General features: G+C 68.5%; 15 protein-coding genes and 2 pseudogenes. 8 read left to right on the top strand and 9 right to left on the bottom strand.

Going from position 1 to position 19631, the window contains the following annotated elements:
• Window positions 1-7: 7 nt before the first annotated feature.
• Both LQ772_RS07630 and LQ772_RS07625 read right to left on the bottom strand, forming a co-directional pair.
• Window positions 8-763: a Bax inhibitor-1/YccA family protein gene (locus tag LQ772_RS07630; protein ID WP_231325459.1), complete on the bottom strand. Its 756-nt coding sequence runs from the start codon at window positions 761-763 to the stop codon at window positions 8-10.
• A gap of 46 nt (window positions 764-809) precedes the next feature.
• Window positions 810-2054: an MFS transporter gene (locus LQ772_RS07625; protein ID WP_231325457.1), complete on the bottom strand. Its 1245-nt coding sequence runs from the start codon at window positions 2052-2054 to the stop codon at window positions 810-812.
• A 702-nt stretch (window positions 2055-2756) separates the two neighbouring features.
• Between LQ772_RS07625 and LQ772_RS07620 the strand changes: the two genes are divergently transcribed.
• The 3 genes and pseudogenes from LQ772_RS07620 to LQ772_RS07615 form a co-directional block, all read left to right on the top strand.
• Complete coding sequence (locus tag LQ772_RS07620; RefSeq protein ID WP_231325455.1) at window positions 2757-5144, top strand: DUF3772 domain-containing protein; 2388 nt, start codon at window positions 2757-2759, stop codon at window positions 5142-5144.
• Window positions 5145-5159: 15 nt separating this feature from the next.
• Window positions 5160-5432 (top strand): annotated as a pseudogene (locus tag LQ772_RS17380) (helix-turn-helix domain-containing protein); the annotation flags it as partial.
• 417 nt (window positions 5433-5849) lie between these two features.
• Window positions 5850-5972 (top strand): annotated as a pseudogene (locus tag LQ772_RS07615) (VOC family protein); the annotation flags it as partial.
• Window positions 5973-6019: 47 nt separating this feature from the next.
• On the opposite strand, the gene LQ772_RS07610 reads toward LQ772_RS07615, so the two are convergent.
• The 3 genes from LQ772_RS07610 to LQ772_RS07600 all read right to left on the bottom strand — a co-directional run bounded on the left by LQ772_RS07610 (window position 6020) and on the right by LQ772_RS07600 (window position 10596).
• Window positions 6020-7651 (bottom strand): alpha/beta hydrolase, encoded by a 1632-nt coding sequence (locus tag LQ772_RS07610; RefSeq protein ID WP_231325453.1) that lies wholly within the window; start codon window positions 7649-7651, stop codon window positions 6020-6022.
• Window positions 7652-7849: 198 nt separating this feature from the next.
• Entirely contained in the window at window positions 7850-9532 is a 1683-nt protein-coding gene (locus LQ772_RS07605; RefSeq protein ID WP_231325451.1) for a serine hydrolase, read from the bottom strand.
• Between the two features lie 29 nt (window positions 9533-9561).
• Window positions 9562-10596, bottom strand: a complete 1035-nt coding sequence (locus LQ772_RS07600; RefSeq protein ID WP_231325449.1) for a TolB-like translocation protein — start codon at window positions 10594-10596, stop codon at window positions 9562-9564.
• Between the two features lie 140 nt (window positions 10597-10736).
• On the opposite strand from LQ772_RS07600, the gene LQ772_RS07595 reads away from it, so the two are divergent.
• The 4 genes from LQ772_RS07595 (at window position 10737) to msrA (ending at window position 13223) form a co-directional block, all read left to right on the top strand.
• Window positions 10737-11561 (top strand): DUF72 domain-containing protein, encoded by an 825-nt coding sequence (locus tag LQ772_RS07595; RefSeq protein ID WP_231325447.1) that lies wholly within the window; start codon window positions 10737-10739, stop codon window positions 11559-11561.
• 113 nt (window positions 11562-11674) lie between these two features.
• Window positions 11675-12061, top strand: coding sequence for a PRC-barrel domain-containing protein (locus LQ772_RS07590; protein WP_231325445.1), 387 nt, complete (start codon window positions 11675-11677; stop codon window positions 12059-12061).
• Between the two features lie 100 nt (window positions 12062-12161).
• Window positions 12162-12374, top strand: coding sequence for an RNA-binding S4 domain-containing protein (locus LQ772_RS07585; RefSeq protein ID WP_231325443.1), 213 nt, complete (start codon window positions 12162-12164; stop codon window positions 12372-12374).
• 150 nt (window positions 12375-12524) lie between these two features.
• Window positions 12525-13223 (top strand): peptide-methionine (S)-S-oxide reductase MsrA, encoded by a 699-nt coding sequence (msrA, locus tag LQ772_RS07580; protein ID WP_231325441.1) that lies wholly within the window; start codon window positions 12525-12527, stop codon window positions 13221-13223.
• 116 nt (window positions 13224-13339) lie between these two features.
• Here msrA and LQ772_RS07575 read toward each other — a convergent pair whose 3' ends face one another.
• The 3 genes from LQ772_RS07575 to LQ772_RS07565 all read right to left on the bottom strand — a co-directional run bounded on the left by LQ772_RS07575 (window position 13340) and on the right by LQ772_RS07565 (window position 18686).
• A complete protein-coding gene (locus LQ772_RS07575; RefSeq protein WP_338029243.1) occupies window positions 13340-16072 on the bottom strand; it encodes a putative bifunctional diguanylate cyclase/phosphodiesterase in 2733 nt (910 codons plus the stop codon).
• A gap of 77 nt (window positions 16073-16149) precedes the next feature.
• Entirely contained in the window at window positions 16150-16926 is a 777-nt protein-coding gene (locus LQ772_RS07570) for an iron-containing redox enzyme family protein (protein ID WP_231325437.1), read from the bottom strand.
• 251 nt (window positions 16927-17177) lie between these two features.
• A complete protein-coding gene (locus LQ772_RS07565; protein ID WP_231325435.1) occupies window positions 17178-18686 on the bottom strand; it encodes an MFS transporter in 1509 nt (502 codons plus the stop codon).
• Between the two features lie 175 nt (window positions 18687-18861).
• Between LQ772_RS07565 and LQ772_RS07560 the strand changes: the two genes are divergently transcribed.
• The gene (locus LQ772_RS07560; protein WP_231325433.1) at window positions 18862-19047 is read left to right on the top strand and encodes a hypothetical protein; all 186 of its coding nucleotides are present in this window, start codon (window positions 18862-18864) and stop codon (window positions 19045-19047) included.
• A gap of 161 nt (window positions 19048-19208) precedes the next feature.
• Here the strand turns inward: LQ772_RS07560 and LQ772_RS07555 are convergent, their stop codons facing one another.
• A complete protein-coding gene (locus tag LQ772_RS07555) occupies window positions 19209-19631 on the bottom strand; it encodes a VOC family protein (RefSeq protein ID WP_231325432.1) in 423 nt (140 codons plus the stop codon).

The following is a 19631-nucleotide window of genomic DNA, read 5'->3' as shown; positions in this document are numbered from 1 at the left end:
CGCACGTTTACCGGCGCGCCTTGGACAGCAACCGCAGGATCTCCAGGTACAGCCACACCAGGGTCACCATCAGCGCAAACGCGCCGTACCACTCCATGTACTTGGGCGCGCCCGCCTGCGTGCCGCGCTCGATCAGGTCGAAGTCCAGCGTCAGGTTGAGCGCCGCCAGGCCGACCACCAGCAGGCTGAAGCCGATGCCCAGCAGGCCCGATTCGTGGATGAAAGGCACCTGGATGCTGGTGAACGCGCGCAGCCCGATGTCCACCAGGTAGAGCAGCACGATCGCACCGGTCGCCGCGACCACGCCCGTGCGGAACCGGTCGGTGACCTTGATCACCCGCGTGCGGTAGAGCACCAGCATCACCGCCAGCACGCCCGCGGTCAGCATCACCGCCTGCAGCACGATGCCGGGATAGCGCAGCTCCATGAAGGCCGAGATGCCGCCGAGCGCGAAGCCCTCGGCGATCGCGTAAAGTGGCGCGGTGATGCCCGACCACTGGCGCAGGAAGGTGCTGGCAAGTGCCAGCACGAAGCCGACGATCAACCCGCCCCACATGAAGGGCGCGATGGCCGCGAAGGCCGCGGCGACGTCGCCCGCCGCCACCAGAGTGTCGAAGCGGTGCCAGGTCCAGCCACCGGTGACCACCGCCAGCAGGAGCAGCAGGCCGGTCTTGGCCACGGTGCCGTTCAGCGTCATGCGATCGCCTTCGGCGAACAGGCCCTGGAAGGTGTTCTCGCGCAGTACCGGGTTGCTGGAGCGCATGGATTCCCTCGTTCTTATGTTCGCGCGGTGCGCGGATGCCATCATCCTAGCGCGCCGGAAGACCTCCGCGCTGCGTGTCCCGCGGCTTCGGCCGGTCCAGCTCCGGCAGGAACACGGTGATCAGGCCCATCAGTGGCAGGAACGCGCACAGGCGGTAGACGTACTCGATGCCGTGCACGTCGGCCAGCTGGCCCAGCACCGCCGCGCCGATGCCGCCCATGCCGAAGGCGAACCCGAAGAACAGTCCCGAAACCATGCCCACGCGCCCGGGCAGCAGTTCCTGCGCATAGACCAGGATCGCCGAGAACGCCGAGGACAGCACCAGTCCGATCACCACGCTGAGTACCCCCGTCCAGAACAGGCTCGCGTGCGGCAGCAGCAGCGAGAACGGCGCCACGCCCAGGATCGAGATCCAGATCACCGACTTGCGCCCGATGCGGTCGCCCACCGGGCCGCCGATCAGCGAGCCGGCGGCTACCGCAGCAAGGAACACGAACAGGTGCGTCTGCGCGCTCTGCACCGACACGCCGAAACGGTGGATCAGGTAGAAGGTGTAATAGCTGGAAAGGCTCGCCAGGTAGAAGTACTTGGAGAAGATCAGCAAGCCCAGGATCAGCAGCGAGAGCACCACGCGATTGCGCGAAGGCAGCACCAGCGCATGGTGCCGGCGACTGCCATTCCGGCTGGCATGGTGGACGCGGTACCAGCCACTCACGCGCAGCAGCACGACAATGGCCAGCAGTGCCGCCAGCGAGAACCAGGCCACGCTGCCGCGCCCGTGGGGCACGATGACCCAGGCCGCCAGCAACGGCCCCAGCGAGGAGCCGGTGTTGCCGCCGACCTGGAACAACGATTGTGCCAGCCCGTGCCGGCCACCCGAAGCCATCCGCGCCACCCGCGAGGCTTCCGGATGAAACACGGACGAGCCGGTACCCACGAGGGCGGCGGCGGCGAGCAGCATGGGGAAGTTGGGCGCCACGGCGAGCAACAACAGGCCGCACAGGGTGAAGCCCATGCCTACCGGCAGCGAATACGGCATCGGCCGCCGGTCACTCGCCACGCCCACCAGCGGCTGCAGCAGCGAGGCGGTGAGCTGGTAGGTCAGCGTGATCAGGCCGACCTGGCCGAAGCTCAGCGCGAAACCGCTCTTGAGGATCGGATAGATCGCCACGATCAGCGACTGGATCATGTCGTTGAGCAGGTGCGAGAAGCTGATGGCGCCGAGCACGGCAAAGGCGGTGCGCGGCTCCGCGGGCAAGGCGGCGGCGACGGGTTCGGCGCGGGTCTGCATCGGGTGGGGTCCGGGGAGCGCGGCCTGGAGCCGCGGCGCGCACTCTAGAGCCTGAAGCGGTCGTTCGTATACCGGCTTGCGGCCGATTTGAGGCGTTATCGGCGGTTCCGCGCAACGCTTCCCATGGGCCCTTCGGGCTTTCTCCCCACTCCGGGGAACGGATCGAGCCGCGCGGCGGGTCATCGAGCCCTCGCTCGCCGGGAAATGTGTCACGCGCGGGTGGGGGAAGCCTCGCCCAAGCGCGCCGAAGCGAACAACTAACGCCTCAACCCGAACTCCTCGGCCGCCCGCCCGGCGCGCAAACGCGCGGTACGAATCGCCGCGGCCAGGCGCCCGCCAAGCAGGCGCGTCTGCTTGTTCTTGCGCGGTCTCCTGGCATCGGACGCCACGCTGCGCCGACGCGCCGACGCATGCATCGTCGGGAGCGTGGCGCGAGGCGCGCCCTCGCCCGGCGGCAGATGCCGGCCGTCCGCCCCCCGACGCGCTCGCCCGCCGATGCCGATCACCTTTTGGCCCGGATCGCCCGCGCGTTTCGAACCTGCCTTTGCCGCCATGCGATGCCACCCTGTGCTGGTTGGGAGGGGCATGCTGCGCAGCGCAGCGTGAAACGACGGGCAAGGCTTCGTTGGATGTGCATTCGACGCAACCGCGGCCGCGCGGCTTCCGATTGACCGCCTGCGGACGCCACCGGATCATGGCCGGATGCCTCTTCTCCGACGTCTCCTGCTCTGCCTGCTGTTGACCGCCCTTCCCGCGCTCCATGCGCAGGACACCCCGGCCAGCGCCACGACGCCCGCGGTCTCGCCGGCGCAGGCGCTGGATGCCCTGCGCGACCAGCTCGATTCGATCAAGTCCGAACTCAAGAAGAAGCCGGACGACCGCGCGTTGGCCGCTCTGCGCACCACCGCGCTGTCCGTGCAGGACCAGGCCGAGCAACTGGCCGCGACGCTGGCGCCGCAGATGGCCAGCCTCGATGCGCGGCTGGCCGTGCTCGGTCCCACCCCCGCCAAGGGTGCGCCACCCGAAGCGGCCGAGGTGGCCGCGCAGCGCCGGCAGCTGGACAAGTCCAAGACGAGTCTGGATGCGCAGATCAAGCAGGCGCAGCTGCTGGGCGAGGAAGGCATGCAACTGGCCGCCCAGGTGTCCGGCCTGCGCCGCGACCAGTTCCAGGCGCAGCTCGCCTCGCGCACCGCGACGCCGTTGAGCGGCGCGTTCTGGTCCGAGCCTGCGCGCTCGCTGCCGGACGACCTGGCGCGACTGAAGCGACTCAGGGCGCACGTCGCCGATGCATGGCAGGACGCCTGGCAACCGCCCAACCGCCTGCCGCTCCTGTTCTGCCTGAGCGCAGCACTGCTGTTGCTCGTCACCGGCTGGCTCCTGCTCGAGCGCTTCCTGATCTTTCTTGCCGCTCGCGTGATGCCCGACAGCCACCTGCGCCGCAGCGCCACCGCGTTCGGCATCGCGCTCGGCGCCGTTCTGGTGTTCGGACTGGCCGCCCAGCTGGTACGGCTGGGGCTGGACTGGAACGACACGCTCGACCCGGGTCTGGATGAACTGGCCCTTTCGCTGGTGCGGCGCGTGAGCTTCGCGGCCTTTGTCGCCGGACTCGGGCGGGCGCTGCTCGCGGTACGACATCCATCCTGGCGCCTGCCGACGCTGTCCAACGCCGCGGCCCGCCGGTTGCGCCTGTTCCCCGGCCTGCTGGCCGCCGCGACCCTGCTGCTGAGCGTGGTCGAACGGATCAACAGCACGATCGGCGCCAGCCTCCCGGCGACCGTGGCCACGCGTGGCGTGATCGCGCTGGTGGTCAGCGGCCTGGTCGGCGCCGCCCTGCTGCGGCTGGGCCAGGCCCGGCGCGCCCTGCTCGCCTCCGGCACTGCACCGGCGCAGCGACCGCTGTGGGTCGGACTGCTTGCCGGAGCGGCTGCGCTGGGCGTGATGCTGAGCTGGATCGCCGTGGCGCTGGGCTACATCGCGCTGGCGTTCTTCCTGGCGACGCAGATGCTGTGGATCGGCGTGCTGATCGGCTCGCTCTACCTGCTGTTGCACCTGGTGCACGACCTGATCGCCACCCTGCTCGCCCCGAACGGCCGCAGCGGACAGCGGCTGCAGGCGGCCTTCGGGCTGCCACCCCGCACGCTGGAACAGGCTGCCACCGTGCTCTCGGGCATCAGCCGCGTACTGATCCTGCTGCTGGCCATCGGTGCGCTGCTGGCGCCCTTCGGTACCGACCCGCAAGAGCTCGCCGCGCGGATGGGCCAGCGCTTCGGCAACCTCACCCTGGGCCAGCTCACCATCGACCCCAGCACGGTGTTCGAGGCACTGGCGGTGTTCGTCCTGGGGTTGATTGCGGTGCGCGTGCTCAAGCGATGGCTAGGCGACCAGCTGCTGCCCAAGACCACGCTCGAACCGGGCATGCAGAACTCGGTGGTGACCCTGCTCGGCTACGTTGGCGGCGTGCTGGTGTTCGCGCTGGCGCTGGCCGCGCTCAACGTGAGCCTGCAGAGCATCGCCTGGATCGCCAGCGCGCTGTCCGTGGGTATCGGCTTTGGCCTGCAGGCGATCGTGCAGAACTTCATCTCCGGCCTGATCCTGCTGGCCGAGCGGCCGGTGAAGGTCGGCGACTGGGTGAGCCTGGCCGACGTCGAGGGCGACATCCGCCGCATCAACGTGCGCGCCACCGAGATCCAGATGTGGGACCGCTCGACGGTCATCGTGCCCAACTCGCAGCTGATCACGCAGAACGTGCGCAACGTGACCCTCGCCAATGCGCAGGGGCGCGTGCAGATCAAGTTGCCGATGCCCCTGGACACCAATGCCAGGCGCGCGCGCCAGATCATCCTGGACGCGTTCCTCGGCCATCCGACGATCCTCGACACGCCCGCGACCAGCGTGCAGCTGGAGCACGTGGACGCGCAGGGCATACACTTCGTCGCCACCGGCTACGTGCCCAGCCCCCGCGAAGTCGGCGGCGTGCGCAGCGAGCTGCTGCTGGCGATCCTGGAGCAGCTGCGCAGCGAGGGCTTGTCGCTCATCCGACCGCAAGACATGCGCATCCACCGCCTGCCCGACCCGGGCGAAACGGGCTGAGCGGGGGCGGCGGTCATGGCATTCCACCAGCGCCTGCCTGCCCCGCCGCTGGACGTCCTGGTTGAAAAGCTGTGGGACTGGGACATGCCGCCCGCCGCACACCAATTCGAGCGGGTGCTGCCGCAGCCCGGCGCGCAGCTGATCATCAACCTCCACGAGGACCAGACGCGCGTCTACACGGACGACGCCGAACGCCGCTGTCTGGCTTCCGCGGGCAGCGTGCTGGGTGGCCCGCAGTTGTACAGCCAGATCATCGATACCGCCGAGCAGGTGCGCGTGATGGGCGTGGTGTTCCGCCCGGGCGGCGCCGGTGCATTTACCGGCGAGGACATGGGCGCGATCGCCGGTTGCGACGTCGACCTGGCCGGCCTGTTCGGTAGCGATGCGACCGCACTGCGCCAGCGCCTGCTGGAAACGGCCGATGCAAGTGACCGTTTGGCCATACTGGAACGATGGCTGCAGGGGCGCATGCGCCTGTCACGGCTCGAGTCCTGCGTCGCCCACGCGCTGGCCTGGCTTGAGCGGACGCCGCAGGCGGTACGCATCGGCTGGCTGGTGCGAGAGGTCGGGGTATCCGAGCGGCGGCTGGCGCTGCTGTTCCGTCGGCAGGTCGGTTACGGTCCGAAGGAGTACGCGCGGCTGCTGCGCTTCCGCGCCGTGGTGGCCAGGGTGCATGGGCTTGCGCGCGTCGATTGGGCGGGCGTGGCGGCCGGTGCCGAGATCGTGGACGAGTATGCGGAGAAGAATTACGGCGGGGCCGGCTATGGCTGCCGAGACCCGGAAGGCCACCTGTGGTGGTTCGGCAGCTACGACCCCTGGGCGGGATAAATCCCAGCTCCCTCTCCCCGGACGGGAGAGGGAGCAGATCGCGCCAGCTATGGATTCACGGCGACGCGCTTGAGCTCGGACTGCGGCCGCGCCACGGCGTACATCTCCCAGGCCATCTGCTTGAGCAGGCCCTGGTGGTCCTTGCCTTGGGTGTAAAGGTCCATGTGCGTGCGACCGGGCAGGAAGTGGAAGTCCGACTTCGCGCCCAGGCCGTCGAGCACGGCCTTGAGCCTGTGCGCGGCGCCATCGAGGTAGAACGTGTCCGCGGTGCCGACGACCAGGTGGATCTTGCCGTCCAGGTCGCCCTTGAGCTCGGGCCAGTGCGCCTTCAGGCGACGTGCGATGTCGTAGTGCTCGCTCCAGTAGTCAACCACCGCCGGGTCCACCGCGCCGGTGTCGCGATCGAACATCGGCACCGGGCGGCCATCCGTGCCGCGCGGCGAGAACACCCATTCGAACGAGGCCATCTGGCCGCCGTAGGGGCCCAGCACGCGCTCCAGCCTCGCGAAGGTCTCGTAGGTGGCCAGCACCTTGCCCTCGTCGCGCACCAGCGGGTACGCGGCGCCGTCGGCGCGGTGGTAGACGTTGGCATGCGGGGCGTACAGGTCGACGCCGGTGAAGTCGTGGAAGTCGCTCGGATCGGGCGAAGTCGACCAGGTGCCGCCGAACACCTTCGGATAGCGCGTCTGCAGCCACAACGTGGCCCAGCCGCCGGAGGAATGGCCGGTGAGGAAGCGGCCCGAGGGGCGCGCATCCATGCGGTATCTGCCTTCCAGTGACGGGATCAGCTCGGTGGTCAGCGCCTGGCCCCACGGGCCGTTGTTGACCGAGTCGGCGAACTCGTGGGTGCCCGTCGCACTGGATTCGTCCAGTACCACCCAGATCATCGGCGGCAGCTGCTTCTCGGCCATCGCGCCGAACACCATCGCCGCGGTACCGGCCTGCGTGTGCAGGTCGCCGCCGTAGCCGTGGGTCTGGAACACGGTCGGGTACGTGGTCTTGCCCGACGTGTCGTAACCCGGCGGCAGCACTACCCAGCCACGCATGTGGATCGACCGCCCCCAGAACGCACTCAGCGCCGGGCTGACGAAATCGATCGGCTGCACCTGCTCGCGTGCCTGCGCCAGGTGCTTCTTCGTCGTCTCGCTCATGTAGCGCGTGGGGAGATCCCACAGCGCGGGCGCGGGCAGGGTTCCGGTGAGCGCCAGCGCCGGCGCTGCAGCGCTGGGCAGGTGGACTTCCATCACCGGACTCACCAGATCGCCACCGTTGCGCCCGTGGTAGTTGTAGTCGTGCTGGGTATCCAGCACGGCCTGCACGAGGTAGTCGCCCGGCGGCAGCTTCGAAAACGCCGACGGAAAGGCCTGGTCGTCCGCGTCCAGCAGCACTCCGCCACCGGGCGCCAGGCGTTCGACCTCGCGCGCGGCGACAGCGGTGTCCTTTGGCGCGAACGGGCTGCTCTCCACTTCGGTGACCTTGCCGTCCTTGGCGGCGGCCCTGGCGGCTTTCGCCTCGGTGGCGAACAACAGCAACCGCCCGGTCGTCGGCTTGCCCGCCGACGCCGGCAGGTTGACCTGGAAGAACTGGTGGGTGACCGGTGCCGCCTCGCGCGCGCAGGCGCCGGATGCAAGCAGGCCGGTGAACAGCAGCGCCAGTGCGCCGCGGATGGGGTTCGACATGGCAAGCGCTCCGAAAAGGCGATCCGTCGCAGGTTAACGGGAAAATGCGCGATCCCCTTGCAGGAGCGCCCTTGGTCGCGACCGGAATGCCAAATCATCACGGCGCTTCCAGGCTTGGCGGTCGCGCCCGAGGGACGCTCCTGCAAAACGGGTCCGCGGTGAACCAAAGACAGGGGCCGGTTGCCCGGCCCCTGGAGGTCAATCGTCCGATCCCTTGCCGTCCTTCGCCACCGGCGCCAGGCGCAAGTCCTGGAAGTCGAAGCTGAAATCGGTCAGCGGCGAGATCGGTTCCATGCGTGCCTCGCGCACGTGACCGTCCTCGTCCAGCGCGAAGGTCACGAAGGCATCGGCGTTGAGCGTGCGGTCGTCCCAGCGCACGGTGAAGGTGTCGTGCTGCCAGGGCGTCATCGTGCCGACCAGCTGCGGCGTGTGGCTGAAGCGCATGCGCAGCTTGCCGCCCTCGCGACTGACGATGACGTCGCCGTACCACGGATCGCGGTAGGTGCCGGCGTAATCGGCCAACGGCAACGACGGCTTGCTGTCCTTGTCGCGCGCGGCCTCGTGCTTGGCCATGCTGTCGTCGGCCTTGGCCTGTGCTTTTTTCACCGCCTTGTCGTAGACGGCTACCCAGTCGGTCTTCTTGCCAGCGTTGAGGTAAGCGTCGAGCACGCGATAGGTCACCGCATTGAAGGCCGCACCCGACTCGGCGTTGGTCAGCACCACCACGCCCAGCTTGAGCTCAGGCACCAGCGTCACGCGCGAGACCATGCCCGGCCAGCCACCGGTGTGCCAGACCAGCTTTCTGCCCTGGTAGTCGGACAGGAACCAGCTCTCGCCGTAACCGAAGAAGTTGGGCGTCAGCGAGGCGAGCTCGGGCACCTGCGCCTTGTGGATCTCGATCGGCGTGAGCATCGACCACATCTGGCGCTGGCTGTCCTCCGAGAACAGCCGCTTGGGCTTGCCGTCGGCGCCCGTCGTGGGCAGCTCGCCCCCGGCAAGCTGCACGTTCATCCACTTGGCCAGGTCGTGCACGCTGGAATAGATGCCGCCGGCGCCCGGGTCGTTGAGCCAGGCCATCGGCGGCACGGGCTTCAGATCTTTGAAGTCGGCCTTGGCATGGCCGGTGGCCACGTCCATGCCGGACATGAGGTAGGTCTTGTCGATCAGCGACTGGTCCATGCCGACCGGCTTGAAAATGTGGTCGCGCACGTAGTCGGCGTAGCTCTGGCCGGAGGCCTGCTCGATCACCAGCGTGGCCACCGCGAACAGGATGTTGTCGTAGGCGTAGCCGGCGCGGAAGCCGTTCTTGATCGGCACCTTGGCCAGGCGCTCGACGACGTCCTTCGTCGTGTAGTTGGTCGGCGGCCAGTACAGCAGGTCGCCGGCACCCAGCGACAGACCGCTGCGATGCGCCAGCAGGTCACGGATGCGCATCTCGTGCGTGACGTAGGCATCGGACATGCGGAACCACGGAAGGTGTTCGATCACCCGGTCATCCATGTCCAGCTTGCCCTGCTCGGCCAGCTGCTGCAGCGCGGCGGCGGTGAAGGCCTTGGTGTTGGAGGCGATCGCGAATAGCGTGTTCGCATCCACCTTGTCGGTCTTGCCCAGCTCGCGCAGGCCAAAGCCCTGCTCCATCACGACGTGGCCGTCCTTGACGATGGCCACGGCAATGCCCGGCACGTCGAAGGTCTTGCGCGCGCTGTCCACGTAGGCACCGAAGTCGGCCAGTTGCGCAGGCAGCATCGGTCGCGCGGTGTCGCCGGTGGACACCGGTGGCGGCAGCGGCCGCTGCGCCGGCGTCTGCGCCAGCGCTCCGGTGGTCGCGATCAACAGGGCGCAGGCGACCGCCAGGCGGGTGGAAAGAACAGGCTGGGTCATCGAACGGGCTCCGCTTTGAGAACGCCCCACTATCGCGGCAAAACCGGCACGATGCCAGCCTGCCGCGTCCGCTCGACGTCGTGGGCATGGGCTTCGATCCAGGGCGCCAGGGAGATCGACCAGAGGTTGTCCAGGCCGTTGTCCCAGGCATCCATGCGCGCCACGTCGCGGTGGCCCTGTGCCTCGCTGCGCGGGTAATGCACGGGTACGCCGCGCGTGCTGGAGAAATACAGCGTGCGGTGGTCCGGCCCCAGGTGCGAACCCCAGGGCGAGCCCTTGTTCACCTCGTTGCCCAGGTCGACCGGCGTGCCCCAATGGTCGCCTTCGCGGAAGGCGATCTGGAGCCGGTCGGGCTGATCCTTGTCGGCGTAGTTGGCGTAGTTGGCGTCGAACACGATGAACGATTCGTCCGGCGCGACGGCCGGGTCGAGCTTGTGCGCTGCCTCGTCACCCAACCGCACCTCCACCGGGGCCTGGTAATTCCCGCCTCGGTACTGCGACCGATAGAGCCGGAAATCGCCGTCCGCGCCCGGCGCCTGGAAATACACGCTGCCGTCCGCGACCACGCTCGGCGCGTAGGTCCGGCTGCTGGCGTTGACCGCATCGGGCAAGCGCACCGGCTCGCCCCAGCCATTGCCCTTCCGGTCGACCCGCCACAGATGCCCGCCGGAACCCGGCGCGACCTTGCCGTTGGCCATCACTGCATCCAGCGCCTTGCCGCCCGGTCGATCGGGACGGTTGGAGGTGAAGACCAGGAACGAGCCGTCCGGCGACATCGCCGGATCGTGGTCCAGCCAGCGGCCGGAAAACGGTGCGACCTCGGGCGTCGACCAGCCCGTCGCGGTCCGGTGCGACACCAGGATCGCGGCGTTGGGCCAGCGGATGCGATCGAAGAAAACGGTTTGCCCGTCGGGCGCAAACGCCGCCGAGTCTTCGGCGGCCGGACCGGAAATGATGCCCGGGGCGAAAATTTCGGGTGGCTGCGACGATGCGGCTCGAAGCGGAAACGGAACCAGGCCACAGACGAGGAAGGCGGCCAGCACACTACCGGTCACACGGGACATGCTCGATCCTTGTAGCGCGGGGGAGGAAGCCCCGCACAGATACGCCGGCCCATGAACACCTGCGCGTGCCGCAAGTCACGACGCTCACATGCCTGGCCACGGTGGCATGCCAGGATGGGCGTCCGCCGAAGGAGCACCCCATGACACCGTCCCGCACCGCATCGCCCGCTGGGCCCATCCGCGTCGGCATTGGCGGCTGGACCTTCGCGCCCTGGCGCAACAACTTCTACCCTGCGGGGCTGGTGCAGCGGCGCGAGCTGGAATACGCCAGCCGCCAGCTCCGCGCGATCGAGATCAACGGCACGTTCTACGGCGCGCAGAAGCCGGCCACCTACGCAAAGTGGGCGGCTGAGACGCCCGAAGGCTTCGTGTTCGCGCTCAAGGCGCCGCGTTACGTGGTCGAAAGCAAAAAGCTCGCCGGGGCCGGCAAAGGCATCGAGGCGTTCGTGTACGGCGGCATCGCGGAAATGGGCGATCGCCTCGGGCCGATCAACTGGCAGCTTGGCCCCTCGCGGCCGTTCGACGAGGACGACATCGCCGGCTTCCTCGACGCGCTGCCCCGCGAACTCGACGGCCGGCCGCTGCGCCACGTGCTGGAGGTGCGCCACCGCAGCTTTGCCTGCGAACGCTATGTCGAGCTCGCCCGTGCGCATGGCGTGCCCACCGTGTTCACGGATGCGACGCGCTACCCCTCGTTCGCCGACCTCACCGGCGATTTCGTCTACGCGCGGCTGATGCGCAGCGCCGCCGATGAGCCGGACGGCTATCCTGCCTCGGCGCTGGACACATGGGCCGAACACGCACGCGGCTGGGCGCAGGGCAAGGACCTGACCGAGCTGCCGCACGCCGGTTCGTTGCAACCAGACGCTGCACTGCGGGAAGTGTTCATCTTCTTCATCAGCAGCGCCAAGGAACGCAACCCCGCGGCCGCCATGGCTTTGCAGGCACGTGTCGACGCGCGCTGAAGAGTGGCCTGAGAGGATGTTTACAGTCGCTTGCCCCTCGCGTCACGGCGCTTGAGGCAGGCTGGAAACTGTCGCAACGACGACGATTTCCCCCACTGCCCAGGAGGTCCCCCATGACCATTCAATCGACCGGCATGAACTCGACCAACACTACCCGCGCAGGCATGGGCACCGGCCCCGTGCTCGCCTCGAGCACGCTCAGTGGCGAGAACGTTCGCAACGCCTCCGGCGAGGATCTGGGCGAGATCAAGGACCTCATGATCGACACCGCCAGCGGCACCATCCAGTACGCCGTGCTGACCTTCGGCGGCGTCTTGGGCATGGGCAACAAGTTGTTCGCGGTGCCGTGGAACGCGATGCGCCTGGACACCGAGAACCATTGCCTGGTGCTTGATGTTCCCAAGGAACGCCTGAAGGACGCACCGGGTTTCGATCAGGACAACTGGCCGGACTTCGCCGATACCACGTTCACCAACCGCATCAGCAGCTACTACCACTGAGGCGTCGAGCCTGGCTCCATACGAGGGCGTCGCGATCGCGGCGCCCTCGTCGCGTGCGCTCCCCATTACACTGCCCGCCCCAGCCAGTCGCACGCCATCCATGCAAACGCTTACCTTTCAGCTCGACCGGGACCACGTCGAGCTCAACCAGCTGCTGAAACTCGTGGGGCTATGCGACAGCGGCGGCGCCGGCAAGATGCTGGTGGCCAGTGGTCAGGTCCATGTAGATGGACAGCAGGAACTGCGCAAGACCTGCAAGATCCACGCGGGGCAGACCGTGAGCCTGGGCGACGTGGAAATACACGTGTCCTGAGGACCTCCGTGCAGGGGCCCACTCGTGGGCGACGCTTCACGGGCACAACCTGTAACCACGGCGCCCCCTCCAGCGAACAACCGGTAAGCCACGCGCATCCGTTCCCGGCATGCATCCGTAGCTTCCCCTGACCCGTTGCGAGGTGTTGCCATGCCAGCTCGATGGATTGCCCTGATCTCCCTGGCCGGCGCCATGCTGGCCGGCTGCAGCGTTCCCGGTTCGGCATCGGCCGATGCCGCTCATCTACCCGATCCACGCCTGGATCCCGCACCGTCCCGACCCGGCGAGCAGATCGCGGTGTTTGCAGGCGGCTGTTTCTGGGGTGTCGAGGCGGTGTTCGACCACGTTCGCGGCGTGCGCGAGGCCTGGTCCGGTTACAGCGGCGGGGCCGCCGACACCGCCACTTACGAGCAGGTCAGCGACGGCGATACCGGACATGCCGAATCGGTCAAGGTGATCTACGACCCGGCCAAGGTCAGCTACGGGCAGCTGCTGAAGGTGTTCTTCTCGGTCGCGCACGATCCCACCCAACTCGACCGCCAGGGACCGGACGTGGGCAACCAGTACCGCTCGGTGGTTTTCTACGCCACGCCCCAGCAGCAACGGGTGGCCGATGCCTACATCGCCCAGCTCACCGCGGCGCATGCCTTCGCTGCGCCGATCGTCACCCAGGTCGTGCCGCTGAAAGCGTTCTACGCGGCCGAGGGCTACCACCAGAATTTTGCCGCGCAGCATCCGGACAACACCTACATCGTCTTCAACGACGCGCCCAAGGTGGCGCACCTGAAGCAATGGCTGCCGACGCTCTACCGGCCGCAGCAGCAGATGGTCCAAGTGCGCCTGCGCTGACGGGTGATCGCCGGCGGCCATGGCGCCGCTCACCGATGCCCCAGGGTGGGCTTCGGCCCACCGCTCTTACGTGCATCGGAGCCGGTGGGCTGAAGCCCACCTACGGGAACGCACAATCAGTGCGCGGGGGGCACGAGCCGCAGCTTGGCCGAACCAGGGCGGTGGCCGGGGCGCAGCATACGCTCGATCTCCTGCACCTCCAGCGCGCGCGCATAGAGGTAGCCCTGGCCTTCGGTGCAACCGGCGCGCAGCAGGAACTCGTGCTGCGCCTCGGTCTCGATGCCTTCGGCAATGGCGCACAGACCCAGCCGCTTGGACAGGGCCAGCATCGCCTCGACGATGGCCGCGTCGTGTGAACTGCCCGGCAATCCGTCGACGAAGCTCTTGTCGATCTTGAGGAAGGCGATCGCCGGCAATTTCAGATAGGCCATCGAGGAATAGCCGGTACCGAAGTCGTCGATCGCCACGCCCACGCCCAACGCATGCAGCGCGTTCATGGTGCGCTCCATCTCGTCGCCCAGGCGCAGGATCGCGCCCTCGGTGATCTCCAGCAGCAGGCGCTGCGGCGCGACCTGCTCGGCGACCAGCCAGCGACGCACGTCCTCGACGAAATGCGGCGCACCATAAGAGCCGGCGGAAATATTCACCGCGACGCGGATCGGCGGCATGCCCTCCGCATCCCATTGGCGCATCTGCCGGGCCACGGCCTGCAGCACCCAATCGTCGACGTGGCGGATCAGGCCCAGCTTCTCGGCCATCGGGATGAATTCGGCCGGCGACACGTCGCCGCGTGCCGGATGACGCCAGCGCAGCAGCGCCTCGACCGCGACCACTTTGCCGTTGCGCAGATCCACGCTCGGCTGGTAGACCAGCCGGAACTCGCCACGCGCCAGCGCCTGGCGCAATTCCGCCGCCAGCGCCAGGCGCTTGCGCGCATCGGCCTGCATCATCGGCGAGTAGAAACGGTAGGTGTTGCGTTCCTGCGTCTTGGCCGCGTACATGGCGGCGTCGGCGTTGGCGATCAGGGTGACCGGATCGCTGCCGTCGAGCGGATAGCCGGCGATGCCGATACTGGCGCTCAGCGCCACTTCGTACTCGCCCACCTTCATCGGTTCGCCCAGCACGGCCAGCAGCCGTTGCGCCAGCGTGCTGGCCTGTTCGCGCGAAACCAGTTTGCCGATCAGCACGGTGAACTCGTCGCCGCCGATGCGCCCGGCGACGTCGTGTTCGCCCAGGTCGCGGCTGATGCGCTCGGCCACGTGCACCAGCAGGCGGTCGCCGATGGCGTGGCTGTAGCTGTCGTTGACGACCTTGAAGGCGTCCAGGTCGATGAACAGCACCGCCACCGCGCCGTGCTCGCGGTCGGCCGTGTTGAGCGCGAGCGCGCATTGGCGCTCGAACTCGGCGCGGTTGGCCAGCCCGGTCAACGGGTCATGGGTGGCAAGGTGCTCCAGCCGGCGCTGGTTGGCCTTGGTGGTGCTGATATTGGTGAACACCGCGACGTAGTGCTGCACGCGTTCGTCCATGTCGCGGATCACGCTGATGCTGAGCAGCTCGGGATAGACGCTGCCATCGGCACGCTGGCTGTGCACCTCGCCGAGCCAGTTGCCGCCCCCTTCCAGGGTTTCCCATACCGACGGCGGCAGCGGACTGTCGTCGGGCAGACGGCGGGTTTCGTCGAAGCGGCGGCCCAGCATCTCCTGCAGCGACAGCCCCGTAATGGCTACGTGCGCCGCGTTGACCGAGAGTACCCGGCGCGCGGCATCGGCGATGATCACGCCCTCGGCAATGCTGGCCAGCGCCTCGGCGGCAATGCGCCGCTCCTGCTCCAGGCTGATGCGTTCGGAAATGTCGCGGACGATCGCCTGGCGCACCTGGCGTTCGCCCCAGCGCACCAGGCTGCTCTGGGTTTCCACCGGCCGGGAGGATTCTCCGCCGCCGCGCAACGCGCCCTGGGTGATGCCCTCCCCGTGCGGCTGTCCACGCTCGAACAGCGCGGCGAAGGGCATGCCCAGGAGTTCCTGTTGCCCACGCCCGGTCCATTCGGCCGCCTTGTGGTTGGCATCCAGGATGCAGCCGCCCTGCTCGTCCACCATGACGATCGCGTCCGGTGCCCGATCGAACAGCAGCCGGTAGCGCTCTTCGGTGCCGCGCATGTTGGCCAGCACGCGCCTGGCCATCCACAGCCACAGCAACGTCGCCAGGCAGGTGGCCCCGAAGATGGTCGAGTACAGCACCCGGCCCATCCACACCGCACCGTGGGCCACTTCCTGCGAAAACACCTTGGCGCGGGGTTCGATGTAATCGTTCAGCGCGCGGATGCGCGCCTGCTGGCGCGCGATGCTGGCCGGATCCATCGCGCCGCGCGCGTGGGCCGCCTGCAATTCGTGGGCGATCGTGTCCAGTTCGGCAACCTGGCGATCGACCGACCGCCACGCCGCGAGCGCCTCCTTCATGTAGGGCCCGGAGGCGAAATGGTCGAGCATGAAGATCACGCCGGGCACGGCGGACTGCATGGTGTTGACCCGCACCAGCGCGTCGGCCACGGCGGCGCGGTCATAGTCGCCGGTGGCCACCACGTCGCGCGTCCAGCGATCGATGCGCAGGATGTCGTAGTTGCGGCGGTAGGCGGCAAGGTCCGCCGGACTGCCACTGGCGGCATAGTTGCGCAGGTCGATGACCGACTGTTTCTGCGCTTTCGACCAGATGCTCTCGCCGTTGAGGAACCCGGCGAGAGCAACCTGGACCTGCAACGCACCCCAGGTAAAGGCCAGAATCAAGCCGATGACGGCCGCAAGTCCCCATGCCAACGGCAACAGACGCCGGGGCAGTGAGGACAAGCTGGGCACGGCAGCAGGCATCTGGTCCCTTATCCTGTGGCTGACCCGCGCAATTCTACGGGTGATTGTTCAACTTTCATGCGCCATCAAGCCGCTGCCTCGTTCACGGTTCCGTAAACGCGCGCCCGGCCGATGCAGCGATCGGCAAGGATCCGCATGCCGACGTAACTGCGCTTGACGCACTCGGTCAGGTGGTCCACTTCATCGGCAGCCGGGGCCGTTCCCTTGAGGGTACAGACGATCTCCAGCGCCTCCCAGGGGTGGGTGTCGTCATAGGCGGCGTGCAACTGCAACCAGCGCAGGCTCTGCACGCGCTTGTCCGAAGGCATGCTCTGGGCATAGGTGGCGCTGTCGTAGATCAGCTGCGACCACTCGCCGGTGGCGCCTTCGACCGCATAGTTGGTCGCCACGATGCCGGCGGCCAGGCTGTCATGCTCGCTGACCTCCTCGCACCAGTCGGCCAGGACCTGGGTGCCCTGCGCGCGCTCGCCGTAGAGCACGTCCCAGCGCGGCACGCCGGCACCCTCGGACCAGTTGAGCCAGTGGTCGGCGTGGTTCTGCTCCACGCGGATGTTGCGCACCAGCCAGCGCCTGGCCATGTTGTCGCCGGGACTGCGCCCGTACTGGGTCTTGAGCAGGTTGCGCGCCATGTAGGCGGGGAAGCGCTCGATCACCGGCCAGATGCCTGCCATGAAGTCGCGGGTGCCCTGCCGGCCGAGCTTGACCTCTCGCATCAGGTCCCACAGCTCGTGGCGGATGACGCTCTGCTTGGTCTCCTCGCAGGCGCCTACCATGTCCTGCGCCCACTGCGGATAGCTGGAAATTTCGGTCAGGGGACCGGTGCGTTCAAAACGATTATTCATTGCGTTGCTCCTCTCGGGGTGTGCTGCGAAGCGTTCGATCCAGGTCGCCCAGGCACGGGCACCCGCTCCCCCGGTTCGCAGCGCGCCGGGGAAATCCATGGTTTCAATCGGTCGTCTCATGAATGGCGAATGCGCACGCGCCCGTGTGGGGCCGTTCACGCCCGAGAAGGAATCAACATTGCCATATCCCGATCTTCGCGCCGAACGCCGGCGCTTGCGTCAAGACGGTGTGCTTGGGTGGATGTCCGGGATCAATGGCGGGTGCGCTGCTCGGCGGCAAGCGCCGAGGCCACGTCGCGCGCGTAGGTACGGGTGGTGCGCACAAGGAGCAGCAGGCCCGCGGCAGCGAGCGGCGCCAGCATCGCCAGGAAGGCGAGGTCCAGCCCCGCCGCATTGCCGGCCTGCACGTGGCCGGCAAACCGGGCCGACACGTAACCGAACAACGGCGGCGCGACCGCTTCCAGCGCAAAGCGGAAGGTCGCCCGCACGCCTTCGGCCCGCCCCCACAGCGCCGAGGGCATCACGTCCAGGCGCGCGGCGTCCACGGCGGGGTTGGCGCCACCAATGCCCGCCGCTGCGAGGAAGAAGAATGGCGCGGCCAGCCACAACGAGCCGATCAGCAGGCCAGGCAGGAAGGCGGCCGTCGCCAGCAGGTAGGCTCCGGCCGCCACCAGTACCCGCCCGGTCAGGCGACCGCGATCGATCAGCCGGTCGCCCAGGCGCCCGGCCAGCAGCACGCCGACGATGGCGCCCAGACCGAGCAGCACCGCCAGGCTGCTGGCCACCGACTGGCCGAGTTCGAAACGCCCGCGCATGAACACGATGGCGAAGGTGCGCAGCCCGGTGAAGTAGAAGTAGCCCAGCGCCGAGGCGACGATCAGCGTGCGGCAGGTCGGCACCGCCAATACGTAGCGCACCGCGCGCCAGAGCGAGGCGGACGCCGGGTTCATCGTCATCAGCGCATGGCGGGGACGCACGCCCCGCCAGCGGATCACCCGCCGCAGCGAACCGCTGCCCGCCGCACTGCCGGTCGATGCCTGGCCGGGTTCGTCCTCGACGGGCACGCGGCGGGCGCCGACGGGGATGCGGCTTTGCCCGCCGCGCGAGGGTTCGGGCAGGCAACGCCACAGCACCACTGCCAGCACGAAACCTAGCCCGGCCAGCACGAAGAACGCCGCGCGCCAGGACCACCAGGCGGCGACGTTGCCGCAGACGAGGAAGCCGAGCGCCACGCCCAGAAGTTCGCCCGCGAGCACGTAGCCGAAGATGCGCCCGCGCTCCCCGGGCCGGAAGAAATCGCCGGTCAGCGAGGTCACTGCAGGCGAGGCGGCCGAGGCGACCACGCCCAGCGCCAGGCGGCTCAGCAACAGCATCGAATAGGAACCCGCCAGGCCGCTCAACAGCATGGCCGCCGACCACACCACCAGCGTGATCGCCAACAGGCGCACGCGCGGCACGCGGTCGACCAGTGCGCCGAATGGCAGCGTCACCACGGCGGCGATCGCGGTCGAGGCGGTCACCAGCCAGCCGATCTGGAGATTCCCGATATCCAGCGCCGACTTCATCGGCGCGGCCACCGCGCCCACGGTCGCCTTGTCGGCGGCATCCAGCGACAACACGCAGGCCAGCAACACGATCACTTTCAGCCGCGCGCGGCCGCCTGCCAGCTCGTCCAGAGGCCGCTCGATGTCCTGGCGCAACCACCGGCGCAGCCTGCCTGCCGGCGCGGCGGCGCGCGCGTCGCTGTTCGATGGGGCCATGCCGTGATCCTGTGGATTACGCGGGCGTCCACCCTCGCGCGCCTCACGAAACATTCTCGAGCGGGCGCCCGCCCGACCCGGCGCGATTTCCGCCGCGTGTCCTGCGGCCGGCCGATTCCGGCACCTGTGCCGCCAACGGCGCGTCAACGGCTCGGACGCGCTCGGGCCCCGTGGCGTGTGCTGGCTGGGCCCCACGCGCTGGCGCCCCTGGACCACACCGGCGATACCGGCCATCGCCACCATCGACGGCGGCCGCGGCGGCCGCGGCGGCCTGCTGGGCGCGCCGTTGATTGCCGACGGTCCGGCGATCAGCCAGCTGGTCCGAGGCCGCTGGCCGACCGCGTCGGGACGGCGCCGCTGATGCTCGGCGGCATCACCACGCGGCAGGAACGGAAGCGTGGATTGTGTCGTCTGCGAAAAGGCGATCCGGCGCCGTGCCCTGCCCTGTCCGGCGGCACCGGGTTTCGATCGCGGACCTCGCGGCAGTGCGCTGCAGCGGGGGCGACGGTGCCGTCCCCGGGATCAACCCTGCACGCCGGCCACCACCATCCAGGACACGCCGAACCGGTCGACCACCATGCCGAAGCTGGAGGCGAAGAAGCTGGGGCCCAGTGGCTGCTGCACCTGGCCGCCGGCGGCCAGCGCGTCGAACAGCTTGCGCGCCTGCGCGTCGTCGTCGGCGGCGATGGAAAGCGACACACCCTTGAACTCCGGGCGTCCGTTGGCGAAACCGTCCGAGGCCATGACCACGGTCTGGCCGATCTGCAGCGCGGCGTGCATCACCTTGTCCGCGGGCGGCATCTGGCCGCCGGGGCAGCCAGCGTCGCCCGGCGGCGCGTCTGCGTAGTGCATCAGCGCGATCACCTGCGCGCCGAGCGAATCGCGGTAGAACGCCACGGCTTCTTCGCAGCGGCCATCGAAAAACAGGTAGGGCTGGACTTGCAT

The organism is Frateuria edaphi (assembly GCF_021117405.1).
Classification (GTDB): Bacteria; Pseudomonadota; Gammaproteobacteria; order Xanthomonadales; family Rhodanobacteraceae; genus Frateuria_A; species Frateuria_A edaphi.
Note: the sequence above shows the minus strand (reverse complement) of the source record. Positions and strands in the feature narration are given on the sequence as shown.

Bases quoted from the DNA above. Each gene is read 5' to 3' on its own strand.
- LQ772_RS07630 (WP_231325459.1), bottom strand. From the start codon at position 763: ATGCGCTCCAGCAACCCGGTACTGCGCGAGAACACCTTCCAGGGCCTG.
- LQ772_RS07625 (WP_231325457.1), bottom strand. From the start codon at position 2,054: ATGCAGACCCGCGCCGAACCCGTCGCCGCCGCCTTGCCCGCGGAGCCG.
- LQ772_RS07620 (WP_231325455.1), top strand. From the start codon at position 2,757: ATGCCTCTTCTCCGACGTCTCCTGCTCTGCCTGCTGTTGACCGCCCTT.
- LQ772_RS07610 (WP_231325453.1), bottom strand. From the start codon at position 7,651: ATGTCGAACCCCATCCGCGGCGCACTGGCGCTGCTGTTCACCGGCCTG.
- LQ772_RS07605 (WP_231325451.1), bottom strand. From the start codon at position 9,532: ATGACCCAGCCTGTTCTTTCCACCCGCCTGGCGGTCGCCTGCGCCCTG.
- LQ772_RS07600 (WP_231325449.1), bottom strand. From the start codon at position 10,596: ATGTCCCGTGTGACCGGTAGTGTGCTGGCCGCCTTCCTCGTCTGTGGC.
- LQ772_RS07595 (WP_231325447.1), top strand. From the start codon at position 10,737: ATGACACCGTCCCGCACCGCATCGCCCGCTGGGCCCATCCGCGTCGGC.
- LQ772_RS07590 (WP_231325445.1), top strand. From the start codon at position 11,675: ATGACCATTCAATCGACCGGCATGAACTCGACCAACACTACCCGCGCA.
- LQ772_RS07585 (WP_231325443.1), top strand. From the start codon at position 12,162: ATGCAAACGCTTACCTTTCAGCTCGACCGGGACCACGTCGAGCTCAAC.
- msrA (WP_231325441.1), top strand. From the start codon at position 12,525: ATGCCAGCTCGATGGATTGCCCTGATCTCCCTGGCCGGCGCCATGCTG.
- LQ772_RS07570 (WP_231325437.1), bottom strand. From the start codon at position 16,926: ATGAATAATCGTTTTGAACGCACCGGTCCCCTGACCGAAATTTCCAGC.
- LQ772_RS07565 (WP_231325435.1), bottom strand. From the start codon at position 18,686: ATGGCCCCATCGAACAGCGACGCGCGCGCCGCCGCGCCGGCAGGCAGG.
- LQ772_RS07555 (WP_231325432.1), bottom strand. From the start codon at position 19,631: ATGCAAGTCCAGCCCTACCTGTTTTTCGATGGCCGCTGCGAAGAAGCC.